At 61.0% G+C, this 11551-nt stretch carries 11 protein-coding genes and 1 riboswitch; of the genes, 9 read left to right on the top strand and 2 right to left on the bottom strand.

Going from position 1 to position 11551, the window contains the following annotated elements; translation table 11 throughout:
* The first annotated feature begins 26 nt into the window (after positions 1-26).
* The 4 genes from nrfD to nrfF all read left to right on the top strand — a co-directional run bounded on the left by nrfD (position 27) and on the right by nrfF (position 4913).
* A complete protein-coding gene (gene nrfD / locus ACRAUW_RS04990; protein ID WP_431361404.1) occupies positions 27-983 on the top strand; it encodes a cytochrome c nitrite reductase subunit NrfD in 957 nt (318 codons plus the stop codon).
* Between the two features lie 149 nt (positions 984-1132).
* Positions 1133-3100 carry a heme lyase NrfEFG subunit NrfE gene (gene nrfE, locus ACRAUW_RS04985; protein WP_431361401.1) on the top strand — a complete coding sequence of 656 codons (1968 nt, stop codon included), beginning with the start codon at positions 1133-1135 and terminating at the stop codon, positions 3098-3100.
* Positions 3097-3711 carry a DsbE family thiol:disulfide interchange protein gene (locus ACRAUW_RS04980; protein WP_431361400.1) on the top strand — a complete coding sequence of 205 codons (615 nt, stop codon included), beginning with the start codon at positions 3097-3099 and terminating at the stop codon, positions 3709-3711. The genes nrfE and ACRAUW_RS04980 overlap by 4 nt, the downstream gene beginning before the upstream one ends.
* Complete coding sequence (gene nrfF / locus ACRAUW_RS04975) at positions 3708-4913, top strand: heme lyase NrfEFG subunit NrfF (RefSeq protein ID WP_431361399.1); 1206 nt, start codon at positions 3708-3710, stop codon at positions 4911-4913. The genes ACRAUW_RS04980 and nrfF overlap by 4 nt, the downstream gene beginning before the upstream one ends.
* A 178-nt stretch (positions 4914-5091) precedes the next feature.
* On the opposite strand, the gene ACRAUW_RS04970 is transcribed toward nrfF, so the two are convergent.
* Positions 5092-5883 (bottom strand): alpha/beta fold hydrolase, encoded by a 792-nt coding sequence (locus tag ACRAUW_RS04970; protein ID WP_421313803.1) that lies wholly within the window; start codon positions 5881-5883, stop codon positions 5092-5094.
* 113 nt (positions 5884-5996) lie between these two features.
* Between ACRAUW_RS04970 and ACRAUW_RS04965 the strand changes: the two genes are divergently transcribed.
* From ACRAUW_RS04965 to ACRAUW_RS04955, 3 genes are read left to right on the top strand one after another with little or no spacing between them, the layout of a single operon-like run.
* Complete coding sequence (locus ACRAUW_RS04965) at positions 5997-6380, top strand: MmcQ/YjbR family DNA-binding protein (RefSeq protein ID WP_431361398.1); 384 nt, start codon at positions 5997-5999, stop codon at positions 6378-6380.
* Positions 6377-6853, top strand: coding sequence for a GNAT family N-acetyltransferase (locus ACRAUW_RS04960; protein WP_431361397.1), 477 nt, complete (start codon positions 6377-6379; stop codon positions 6851-6853). Before ACRAUW_RS04965 ends, ACRAUW_RS04960 begins: the two co-directional genes overlap by 4 nt.
* A gap of 57 nt (positions 6854-6910) precedes the next feature.
* Positions 6911-7246 carry a DUF3802 family protein gene (locus ACRAUW_RS04955; protein ID WP_005333735.1) on the top strand — a complete coding sequence of 112 codons (336 nt, stop codon included), beginning with the start codon at positions 6911-6913 and terminating at the stop codon, positions 7244-7246.
* Positions 7247-7508: 262 nt separating this feature from the next.
* Here ACRAUW_RS04955 and msrA read toward each other — a convergent pair whose 3' ends face one another.
* On the bottom strand, positions 7509-8141 hold the full coding sequence (gene msrA / locus ACRAUW_RS04950; RefSeq protein WP_431361396.1) for a peptide-methionine (S)-S-oxide reductase MsrA: 633 nt from the start codon (positions 8139-8141) through the stop codon (positions 7509-7511).
* 268 nt (positions 8142-8409) lie between these two features.
* Between msrA and argA the strand changes: the two genes are divergently transcribed.
* Together argA and lysC are read left to right on the top strand one after the other, a co-directional pair.
* Positions 8410-9738 (top strand): amino-acid N-acetyltransferase, encoded by a 1329-nt coding sequence (gene argA / locus ACRAUW_RS04945; RefSeq protein ID WP_431361395.1) that lies wholly within the window; start codon positions 8410-8412, stop codon positions 9736-9738.
* Between the two features lie 107 nt (positions 9739-9845).
* Positions 9846-10069: riboswitch (Lysine riboswitch) on the top strand.
* Between the two features lie 90 nt (positions 10070-10159).
* A complete protein-coding gene (gene lysC / locus ACRAUW_RS04940; protein ID WP_431361394.1) occupies positions 10160-11512 on the top strand; it encodes a lysine-sensitive aspartokinase 3 in 1353 nt (450 codons plus the stop codon).
* Positions 11513-11551 lie beyond the last annotated feature (39 nt).

Genomic DNA, 11551 nt, shown 5'->3' with positions numbered 1-11551 from the left:
CGCGTGCCCAAAGGGGAGGTAAAGTCATGACCATGCAAGCGGCATTTCACTTCCCCTCCCTTGTCTGGGACTGGCCCATCGCTATCTATCTCTTTCTGCTCGGCATCTCCGCTGGCGCCACCACCCTCTCGGTGCTGCTGCGCCGCAAGGGGGCCGGCAGCGAAAGCGGCATCATCAAGGCGACCGCCATTCTGGCGCCGGTGAGCGTGATATTGGGGCTGCTGATCCTTATCTTCCATCTGGCCCGCCCCTGGACCTTCTGGAAGCTGATGTTCCACTACCAGTTCGACTCCGTGATGTCGATGGGGGTCATGCTGTTCCAGCTCTATATGGCGGTGCTGTTCGCCTGGCTGGCGGTGGTGTTTCGCTCCGAGATCGAGGCAATGCGCAGCCGGTTGCTGAAAGAGAAGTTCGCTTTTGTGGATGGGCTGATTGGCTGGCTCGCCCGCATCGAACGGCTGCTGGCACCGCTATTGCTGCTGCTCGCCGTGCTGCTGGGGGCCTACACCGGCTTTCTGCTCTCGGCGCTCAAGACCTATCCGCTCTTGAACAACCCGGTGCTGCCGGTGCTGTTTCTGGTATCCGGTATCAGCTCCGGCATCGCCTCCACCATCTTGCTGGCAGTGACGATCTTCAAGGAGAACCATCACAGCCAGGGGGTGAGCTTCGTGCATCGCTTCGAGCGGCCGGTGCTGGCGGTGGAGGTGCTGCTGCTGGTCTGCTTCTTTACTGGCCTCTATTTCGGTGGTGGCCAGAAAGAGGTGGCGATGTGGGCGGCCATCGGCAGCGGCTTCTGGGCTCAGGTGTTCTGGGTCGGCGTGGTGGGGATCGGCATGCTGCTGCCCCAGCTGCTCGCCCTGCTGACCCCGGCGCCCCTGCGGGAGCGAAACGGCCATCTGGTGCTGGTCTGCAGTCTGACCCTGATGGGGATCCTGCTGCTGCGCTACTTCGTGCTCTATGCCGGCCAGATGACAGTAGTTTAAAGGTATGATCACCAGCGCCAGCCACCTTCGGGTGACTGGCGCTTATTTGTTGCGATGAATTGTTGCTAAGAATGTGGATGTTATCCCCCAGCGCCGGTACGGTGCAGACGCTGCGGCATAACATAGACGAATAATTGACTGGAGGTTGTGTGCTGGCGGAGCTCGGCTATCTCTCACTGTTGCTGGCGACCGGGCTCGCCCTGCTGCAAGGGCTGCTGCCCTGGCTGGGATTGCGGCTCGCCTCACGGCCGCTGCTGGGCTGTGCAACACCGCTGGCCCTCCTGGTCGCGATCCTGCTGTTGGCCGCCCTGCTGCTGCTCGCCAGCTGTTTTGGCCTCGATGACTTCACTCTGGTCTATGTGGCCCAGCACGCCAACAGCGCCCTGCCTCTTGGCTTCAAGCTAGCGGCGGTGTGGGGCGGCCACGAGGGCTCCATGCTCTTTTTCGTCTTTGCGTTGGGGCTGTGGGGCGCTCTGGTGGCCCTTTGCTCCAAGCGGGTCGATCCGCTGATCCGCACCCGGGTACTGGCCATCATGGGGCTGATCGTCGGGCTCTTTGCCCTCTATACCCTGATCTTCTCCAGCCCGTTTGACCGCCAATTCCCGGGGCCGCTGGAGGGGCGCGATCTCAATCCCATGCTGCAAGATATCGGCCTTATCATCCATCCGCCCCTGCTCTATCTCGGTTACGTCGGCTTTGCGGTCAACTTCGCCTTCGCCATGGCGGCGCTGCACTCGGGTCGGCTCGATGGCGCCGTGGCCCACTGGAGCCGCCCCTGGGCGCTCGGCTCCTGGGTGTTTCTCACCGCCGGTATCGTGCTGGGCTCTTGGTGGGCCTATTACGAGCTCGGCTGGGGCGGCTGGTGGTTCTGGGATCCGGTGGAAAACGCCTCCCTCTTGCCCTGGCTGCTCGGCACCGCCCTGTTGCACGCCCTAGTGGTGTGCGAGAAGCGTGGCGCATACGGCCACGCCGTGTTGCTGCTCTCCATCTTTACCTTTTCACTGAGCCTGCTCGGCACCTTCGTGGTGCGCTCCGGGGTGCTCACCTCAGTGCACGCCTTTGCGGTGGACCCCAGCCGCGGCCTCACCCTCTTGTTGCTGCTCGGCTTGCTATTGACCTGCGCCCTCACTCTGTTTGCCCTGCGGGCGGACATTCGCGCCCCCTATGCCCGCTTCGGCTTGCTCTCAAAAGAGGGGCTGCTCGGCGCCGCCATCCTGCTGCTCAGCGTGGCCTGCGCCAGCGTGCTGCTCGGCACCTTCTACCCCATGGTGTTCCAGTCGCTCCATCTTGGCTCGCTCTCGGTGGGCGCCCCCTATTTCAATACCATCTTCGTGCCGCTGGCCCTCTGCCTGATGGGGCTGATGACCCAACTTCCGCGCCTGCGCTGGCAGCAGCTTGCGCCACATTCCCGACTCAACGTTCTGTTCCCGCCGCTGTTTGGCCTGCTTGGCGGCGGGCTGCTTAGCTTGGCCTATCTGGAACAGGGATCGTTTTCCGGTAGCTGGGTTGGCATTCTCGCCAATATGGTGAGCCTCTGGCTGATGGCCAGTCTATTGCTCCCGCTCATGCAACCAACGTCGCTGCGCGAGCTCACCCTCAATCGGTTTGGCAGCTTGCTGGCCCATCTCGGGGTGGCGGTGTGTGCCCTCGGAATCGCGCAGGTGAGTCACCACAGTCAGGAAGGAGGCACAGTGCTAAGTGCCAACCAACCCTACCAGCTCGGCGCGTTCGAGTTTCGCTATGAGGGGCGCGAGCCGGTGATTGGCCCCAACTACACCGCCGAGCGCATCACGCTTAGCGTGCACAAGAATGGTAAAGAGGTGGCGCGGCTGACGCCGGAGCGGCGCCACTACAGCGTGCGAACCATGAACATGAACGAGCCCGGGATCAAGTGGGGAATGCTCGGCGATCTCTACGTGGTGCTGGGTGAGAAGATGGGGCCAGATGCCTATGCCATGCGGCTGCACTACAAGCCGCTGGTGCGCTGGATCTGGCTCGGCGGCCTGTTGATGATGGCGGGCGGCACCCTGCGCCTGCTCGCCCGTCGCCCCTTGCTTGCCTCCCGTTCTGTTGCGGTTGGCACCTCCCGTCCCCGGCTCGAACAGGAGGCGTTATGAGATCCCGCCTGCGCCTCTTTCTTCCCTTGCTGCTAACCCTGGGCCTCGGCGCCCTGCTCTGGCTCGGCCTTGGCAACAATCCCTACAGCCAGGATGAAGCGACGCTCGGACGTACCCTGCCTGCGTGGCAGAGCGACAATCTGCTGGATGGGAGTCCGATCCAGACCGCCAGCCTCAAGGGGGAGCCCTTTGTCCTTAACGTCTGGGCCAGCTGGTGCCCTAACTGCCGCGCCGAGCATCCGCTGCTCAGCGAGCTCGCTGGCACAGTCCCCCTCTACGGCCTCAATTACCGGGACAAGGGGGATGCGGCCCGCGCCTGGCTTATTCAGGCGGGCAACCCCTATCGCGCCGTGCTGGCCGACCCTGACGGCAAACTTGCCCTTGAGCTCGGCGTATACGGCACGCCGGAGACCTATCTCTTTGCCGGCGATGGCACCCTGCTGACCCGCCATACCGGCCTGCTCACCCAGAAGATCTGGCAACGCCAGTTTGCCCCCCTGCTGGACCAGGCGCGAGCGGATGGGCAGATCAAGGCCGCCACAACGGCACCCGCAATTGCGCCATCTATTGCGCCATCTATTGCAACATCAGCTCGGGAGACACAGCCATGATGTGCCGTTCTCTTGCCTGCGCCCTGCTGGCCTTCGGCATGCTGCTGAGTGCAACTGCATATTCCAGCGGGGTCGATACCTATCAGTTTCGCCACCCCGAGCTGCAAAATCGGGCTCAAGAGCTGGCCCGCGCCCTGCGCTGCCCCCAGTGCCAGAACCAGAACCTGGTAGAATCCAACTCCCCCATCGCGCGGGATCTGCGACTCGAAGTCTACCGCTGGGTGGACGAGGGGCAGTCTGATGAACAGGTGATCGCCCGCATGACGGAGCGCTTCGGCAATTTCGTCCGCTACGATCCCCCCTTCAAGAGCAGCACGGCGCTGCTGTGGGGCGGCCCCCTGCTGCTGTTGGGGCTGGCGCTGTTGATCCTGTTTCGCCGCCTCACGCGCACAAAGGCGCAACCCATCCCTGCCGTTAAGGTAATCGATGAGTTAATCCATCAACCCGCGGCCGATCCGCGCAACCAATTGAATTTGCTGATCATGCACGGGGAGCAGGCAGGCCTCTCCCCCGACCAACCACTCTACAGGGAGCTGAGCGCCGCCCGCCTGGCCAACGCCATCCCGGCGGCTGAGCTGGCCCTGCGCGCGCAACTGGCCAACCTGCATAACAATCGCGGCCGCCATCATCGGCACGGGCGGGCCTTGTTGCTGCTTGGCATCATGGCATGCGTAGCCGTTGCAGCTGTGTATCTGAGCACCGGCCGTTATCAGGCATGGCAGGCTTATCAGTCGCGCCCCGATCCGCTGGCCGGGTTGAGCCCGCGGGATCTGCAAGACAAGGAGCTGGGCGTCCTGCACCAGCGCCTGCAAGCCAACCCCGCCGATCTCGACAGCTGGGCGGCGCTCGGCCAGCTCTATCTCTATCGGGGTGAGTACGACAACGCCCTGCTCGCCTATCAGCGTCTCGCCCTGCTGGAGGGGGGCGCCAGCGCGGCAACCCAGGCCGCGCAGGCCACCGTGCTCTACTATCAGGCGGGTCAGCTGCTGACCCCCGAGGCAACACGTCTGCTGGAGAGTGCCCTCAAGCAAGACGCGGGGGAAGTGAGCGCCCTGATGCTGCTCGCCTCCGATCACTTCCTGCATGGTCGCTACAGCCAGGCCATAGCCCTCTGGCAGCGACTGCTCGATGGCGAGCGTCCTCGCATCAACCGTGCTGCACTGATTGAGGCAATTCAGATGGCGAAAATGATGGGGGGCTGACAGGCCTTTTCAGCTGGTCAGTGTTGTGTTTTTTTGCTGTGTCTATAAATGAATTTATTTCCTTAGCATTGGGCAAATTCGCCTTTTAATTGACCTATTTTCTTAAGGTCACGTACATGAGCCAAGCTAAAGTCTTTGTGCAGTGAGCACCGCACAAGTGTATATCAGGGTCAATAGGCTACTTTCTCCCGCCCCCCAGCGATTGAATAAATGCCAAGGTACGACGATTAAACTGCTCCGGCTGCTCCACATTGCAGACATGGCCGCACTGTTCGATCACAGCTAATGAGGAGCTGGCATCGCGGGCCACCTGTTCGCGTACCGGCGCCAGAAACATATGATCCTCCTCCCCCATCACATAGAGGGTGGGAATGGGCAGGGAGCGTTCGCGAAAATAACGCATCAGCGGGTTAACCTCGGTGGCGAGGCGGAACCAGCGTTTGAACTCTTTCTGGCAGAGCTTGCGGGCCTCGCGTACAAAGAGGTTGCGCGACTCCTGATGGTGCTGGCGCGGCATGATAATGAAGGCAAACAGCCGGTAGAGCCACATATAGGGCAAGAAGTGCTGGCCGAGTCGGCCCAACTGCACCAGCACCCGCGAGCGGATATCGAGCCGCAGGATTGCGCCCCCCAGTACCATGCTTTTCACCCGATCCGGGCAGAGCTCGGCCAGATGGCGAATCAGGATGGTACCAAGGGAGATGCCAACAAAGTGGGCGCGGCGGATATCGAGATGATCGAGCAGCCGAACGATATCTTCGGTCACTTCCCGAAAGCTGTAGTGGCCCTTGACCACCTGTTGCAGTTGGTGGGACTGGCCGTGGCCGCGCAAGTCCAGCAGCAGCACGTTGAAGTGTTCGCGATAGGCGCGCAGCTGCTTGAACCAGATGGAGGAGCTGCCACCGGCGCCGTGGACAAACACCACCCAATCCCGCTCGGGACCCAGTTCGAAAGTTTTGTGATACAACATCCAATAGGCTCCCTTGGTGATGGGGGGTATACTCGGCTGCGCATAGTAACAGATGCCTTCCCCTGATTGATATGCAACCGCACTGATCGGATCACCCACAGCGAGACCAGAACATGGAGTTAACCCCTTTACGCCACTTTCTGCTCTCCCTGCCTGGCGCCACCGAAGATACCCCGTTTGGCCCGGAGATCCTGGTCTACCGCATCGCGGGCAAGATGTTCGCACTGGTGGATTGGCAGGCCGAGCCGCTTACCATCAACCTCAAATGCGAGCCCGAGCTGGCGTTGCTGCTGCGCGAGATCCACCCCGAGGTCAAACCGGGCTGGCATATGAACAAACAACACTGGAACACAGTGACCCTGAACAGCACCTTGCCGGATGATCTGTGGCAGGGCTGGGTGCACCACTCCTATGGGCGGGTTGTCGCGGGTCTGCCCAAAGCCAAACAGCCACAGGCGCCGCGCCCCCTCTCCCCCACTGACGGCCAGACCTTATGACGCCAGCACTGCGTATTGTCCCCCTTGGCGATGCCCATATCCTCGCTCTCGTGACCCTGTTTGAGCAGGCGGTGCGACGCAGCGGCCCGGAGCACTACAGCGCCGAGCAGGTGGAGCAGTGGGCCCTCGGTTCACAACATCCGGGCTTTGTCAGCCAACTGCGCGAGCACTATGGCTGGGTGGCGGAGCAGGCAAATGTGCCCCTCGGGTTTGTCACTCTAAGTGCAGATGGACACCTCAGCCTGCTCTATGTGAGCGCCGACCATCAGCGCCAGGGATTGGGGAATCTGCTGCTCACCACGGCGCTCGCGGGGGCCCGAGGGCTCGGTATGACCCTCATCACCACCGAGGCCAGCGCCTTCAGTTATGAGCTATTTTTACGACATGGCTTTACGTTGACCGGGCTGGAGTGCGTGGAGCGGGGCGGAGTCAGTTTTACTCGCCATCGCCTGCACTGCTGCTTGCCAAGCTAGGGCAAGCCACTAAAATACGCTAAATTTTCGTATTGTTACTGTATTGAGGCAGCAACCATGGTGGTAGAAAGTGAAGGCTATATCTCGCTGATCGAGTATCTGGTGGAGAGTTTGGGACTGTTTGAATCCCAGCAGCAGAACGATGGTGAAGAGACCATCGAAGATCTGGTCAGTGGCCGTGTGGCCAGCAACCTGATGGCCATTTGCGAGCAAAACCCCCAGCTCGATCCCAAGGTGCGTTTCGCCATCATGCAGGAGGCCGACGCCGTGGTCGCCGATCTGGAAGAGGTGCTCTCTGCCGTCTGGCTGCGCGCCCCGACCCCGGAACAGAAAACCTTCCTCATCGAGTTTATTGATCTCATCAAGAACCTGTTCGACAGCGCCATCGGCTGATCTGCCGTCCGGCTCTCCCGCCCAACGCAAGATTTCAGAACAGCAGATAAGGAAAAGGGCCGCCTTGGTGGGCAGCCCTGCTTGCTATCATTTTCAACCCGCCAGTGCGTTCATTCATCAGGCGGTTATCAAGGCAAGAAATGTGTCTGGACTTTGCATCCGATCCCTGGACGCTACCTAGTTAGTCCCGACTGGTCGCAATAAGTTCCCTCCTCCGACCATTTATTTTCACTTTTATTAAGAATAACGACGACAAACCTGTTCAGCGGTTCAGGCTTGGTGGCAAACAGACCCCAATGCCACCCAATCCGCAGTAGCCATCCGGATTTTTCTCCAGATATTGCTGATGGTAATCCTCGGCGTAGAAGAAGGGCGCCAGTGGCAAAATGCGGGTGGTAATGGCACGGCTGTCGCCGCTTGCCGCCATGGCCTGCTGATAGGCAGCCATGCTCTGCTGGGCAATGATCTGCTGGCTCTCGTCGCCATAGAAGATCACCGAGCGATACTGGGTGCCAATGTCCCCGCCCTGACGCATCCCCTGCGCCGGATCATGCTGCTCCCAGAACAGTCTGAGCAGATCGCCATAGCTGATCACCGCCGGATCAAACACCACCTGCACCGTCTCGGCATGGCCGGTCAGCCCGCTGCACACCTCCTTGTAGGTGGGATTCTGGGTGACGCCGCCCTGATAACCGGCTGCGGTGGAGTAGACGCCCAGCTGCTGCCAGAACAGGCGCTCCACGCCCCAGAAACAGCCCATGCCAAACCAGGCCACCGCCATCCCTTCCGGCCAGGGGCCCTGAGTCGGGTTGCCATTCACCGCATGCTGCTGACCAATCACCATCGCTTCGCGTCGTCCCGGCAGGGCATCTGCCGGTGAAATAATCTGTTCCATGAATTCTGTCCTTGTATAAAACCCTGTGAAATCACACAGCTGGCGAAAAGGAGCATCGAAGATAGCAGTTTATCGCGCCGGATCAACCGGCGGGCCCCTCCCCGCTCGCCCCAACGGCCATCTGCGCTTCCAACCATCCTTTCCCGATCCGCACGGCCAAGCCGCCCCTCGTAGACCAGAAACAGCCAAAATCAATATTTAGTCTTGATTTGTGAATTAATTTTCATATATTGAGCCAATCGCTGTTTTTTTATGGAAGAAATATCAAGTGCGTGAACGCGAACCCAGTCTGGTCAATGCCTTCCGGCAATCCACCCCCTATGTCAATGTGCATCGGGGCGCCACCTTTGTGCTGATGATGGGGGGAGAAGCCATCTGCCACCCCAACTTCGCCAATATCGTCAGCGATATCGCCCTGCTGCAGACACTGGGCATACGCCTGGTGCTGGTGTTTGGTTCACGTCCGCAAAACGATGAAGCGCTGGCCCGCGCCGGTATCGAGGCCCAGTATCACAAGCGGATCCGGGTCACCGATGACGAAAGTTTTACCATCATCAAACAGGTGTGTGGCGGCCTGCAATATGACATCACCGCCCAGCTCTCCATGGGGCTCGCCAACACACCCATGCAGGGGGCGCGGATCAGCGTGGTGAGCGGCAACTTCGTCACCGCCCAGCCACTCGGGGTGGATGATGGCATCGACTTTTGCCACAGCGGCCGGGTGCGCCGCATCGACGTGGAGGGGATCACTCGCCAGCTCGACCAGAAGAGTCTGGTGCTTATCTCCCCCATCGGCTGTTCGGTCACCGGCGAGAGCTTTAACCTGAGCTCCGAAGAGGTGGCCCGCCGGGTGGCGGTCGATCTCAAGGCGGACAAGCTTATCTGCTTTAGCAGCACCCAGGGGGTAATGGACAGACGCGGCGAAGCCATCTCCGAGCTCTTTCCCGAGCAGGCCGAAGAGCTGCTGGTGGAGCTGGAGCAGGCGGGAGAAGAGATGTCCGGCACCGCCCGCTATCTGCGCGCGGCCATTGCCTCCTGCCGCGGCGGCGTGCCCCGCTCCCATCTGGTGAGCTATCAGGATGATGGCGCCATGTTGCAGGAGCTGTTCAGCCGTGACGGCCTCGGCACCCAGATCGTGCGGGAAAGCGCCGAGCAGGCTCGCGCCGCCACCATCGAGGATATCGGCGGCATTCTGGATCTTATTCGCCCGCTGGAGGAGGAAGGCATTCTGGTGCGCCGCTCCCGCGAACAGCTGGAGATGGAGATCGACAAGTTCACCATCATAGAGCGCGATGGCCTGATCATCGGCTGCGCGGCCCTCTACTGCTTTATGGAAGAGGCGATGGCGGAAATGGCCTGCGTCGCAATCCACCCCGACTACCGTAACTCCAACCGGGGAGATCAGCTAGTGGCCAAGGTGGCCGAGCGGGCCAAGCGGCTCGGCATTCGCCGCCTGTTCGTGCTCACCACCCGCTCCATCCACTGGTTCCGGGAACGGGGTTTCGAACCGCTGGAGGTGGAGGATCTGCCGGTTGAGCGCCAGCGTCTCTACAACTGGCAGCGCCGCTCCAAGGTTTTGTCAAAGACCATTGCCTAAGCCATTGATTCTGTGTTGAGTTGGCTAAAAGTTTGAACTTTTTCACAAACTCGATTGACAGTGCAATCAAACGCAAGGTATTTCTAAATGCACTCCACCGCCTTGGTGGAGCCAGAAGAGGAGCGCTGCCCAGGCAGCCCAAGCGAGGACGCCAGCGTCCGGTGAACTTGGGTCAGGGGGAGCAGCGCCGAGACGAGTGAGGAGACTGGTGACCTCAACGTCGGCTGCGGGGGCTGAATCCCCCGGGTTGTCATCGGTAGTGATCATCCCCCACCGCACCCTGTCAGGGGCGGTACGGGATGGGCTCTGCAGGTGGAGTGCTTCTGGCCGGGATCACTTCACATATTCCTGCCATTTTCAGCCTCCTCCTCTCTTTTTTGCCCGATGGAACCGGAAACTTAAATAAAGACTGGAGTAAGCAATGAGTCCGATCAATGTCGCCAAGTTTGGCGGAACCAGTGTCGCCAACGCCGCGGCCATGAACAACTGTGCCGATATCGTGCTGGCCAATCCTGCCACCCGGGTGGTGGTCCTGAGCGCCAGCGCCGGTGTCACCAACCTGCTGGTCGCCCTGGCACAAGGGGAGCTGGACGAAGCGGGCCGCGACGAGCAGCTGACCAAATTGGCCGGGATCCAGCAGGCCATTCTGGCCGATCTCGGCAACCCCGTTGATGTGAGCGCCCTCATTCATGGTCAGCTGGATGAAATTCGCCTCATGGCCCAGCAAGCCCACCAGCATACCGATGCGGAGCTGGCCGATCGCCTCATCGCCTGCGGCGAGCTGATGTCGACCCACCTCTTTACCGAACTGCTGCGCCAGCGCGGCGTCAATGCCCACTGGCAGGATGTGCGCCAGCTGATGCGCACCGACAGCCGCTTTGGCAAGGCGACCGTCGACCTGAGTGCTACTCGCGATCTCTGCCAGCAGACGCTGGGCCCGCGGCTTGGCAACAGCCTGGTTATCACCCAGGGCTTTATCGGTGCCGATGGCGATGGTCGCACCACCACGCTGGGTCGTGGCGGCTCTGACTACAGCGCGGCCCTGCTCGCCGAGGCGATCGATGCCGCCAGTATCGAGATCTGGACCGATGTACCCGGTATCTACACCACGGACCCGCGCCTGGTGACCCGTGCCCGTCCCATCCCCGAAATCAGCTTTGTCGAGGCGGCCGAGATGGCCACCTTTGGCGCCAAGGTGCTGCACCCTGCTACCCTGCAACCGGCAGTGCGCCAGAATATTCCGGTGTTTGTCGGCTCCGCCAAAGACCCGGCTGCAGGTGGTACCTGGATCCGCGCCAGCACAGATTCAAGTCCGCTGTTTCGCGCCGTTGCTCTGCGCCGCCAGCAGGTACTGGTGACCCTGCACAGCCTCAACATGTTCCACGCCTACGGCTTTCTGGCCGAAGTGTTCGGCATTCTGGCCCGTCACCGTATCTCGGTGGACCTCATCACCACCTCGGAGGTGAGCGTGTCGCTCACCCTGGATCACACCGGCAGCCAGAGCAATGGCGAACCGGTACTAAGCGACAAGGTGCTGGCCGAACTGGGGCAACTCTGCAAGGTGGAGGTGGAAACCGGTCTGGCACTGGTAGCGCTCATCGGTAACCGGATGAGCGAAGTGAACGGGGTGGGTAGTCAGGTCTTTGACGCCCTGCGCGAGCACAACATCCGGATGATCTGCTACGGTGCCAGTGCCCATAACCTCTGTTTCCTGGTCAAGGAGAGCGAAGCGGGCAATATCGTCAACCGCCTCCATCAGGAGCTGCTGGGCTGATCCTCAGCGCGAGGCGGTTCCGACTATGCAACAGGGCGC

The organism is Aeromonas sp. (assembly GCF_050633025.1).
GTDB lineage: Bacteria > Pseudomonadota > Gammaproteobacteria > Enterobacterales > Aeromonadaceae > Aeromonas.
Note: the sequence above shows the minus strand (reverse complement) of the source record. Positions and strands in the feature narration are given on the sequence as shown.

What these genes read in the sequence shown, in the direction of transcription:
- nrfF (WP_431361399.1), top strand. Translation starts at nt 3,708, where the DNA reads ATGATGTGCCGTTCTCTTGCCTGCGCCCTGCTGGCCTTCGGCATGCTG.
- lysC (WP_431361394.1), top strand. Translation starts at nt 10,160, where the DNA reads ATGAGTCCGATCAATGTCGCCAAGTTTGGCGGAACCAGTGTCGCCAAC.
- nrfD (WP_431361404.1), top strand. Translation starts at nt 27, where the DNA reads ATGACCATGCAAGCGGCATTTCACTTCCCCTCCCTTGTCTGGGACTGG.
- ACRAUW_RS04970 (WP_421313803.1), bottom strand. Translation starts at nt 5,883, where the DNA reads ATGTTGTATCACAAAACTTTCGAACTGGGTCCCGAGCGGGATTGGGTG.
- ACRAUW_RS04965 (WP_431361398.1), top strand. Translation starts at nt 5,997, where the DNA reads ATGGAGTTAACCCCTTTACGCCACTTTCTGCTCTCCCTGCCTGGCGCC.
- ACRAUW_RS04980 (WP_431361400.1), top strand. Translation starts at nt 3,097, where the DNA reads ATGAGATCCCGCCTGCGCCTCTTTCTTCCCTTGCTGCTAACCCTGGGC.
- msrA (WP_431361396.1), bottom strand. Translation starts at nt 8,141, where the DNA reads ATGGAACAGATTATTTCACCGGCAGATGCCCTGCCGGGACGACGCGAA.
- ACRAUW_RS04955 (WP_005333735.1), top strand. Translation starts at nt 6,911, where the DNA reads ATGGTGGTAGAAAGTGAAGGCTATATCTCGCTGATCGAGTATCTGGTG.
- ACRAUW_RS04960 (WP_431361397.1), top strand. Translation starts at nt 6,377, where the DNA reads ATGACGCCAGCACTGCGTATTGTCCCCCTTGGCGATGCCCATATCCTC.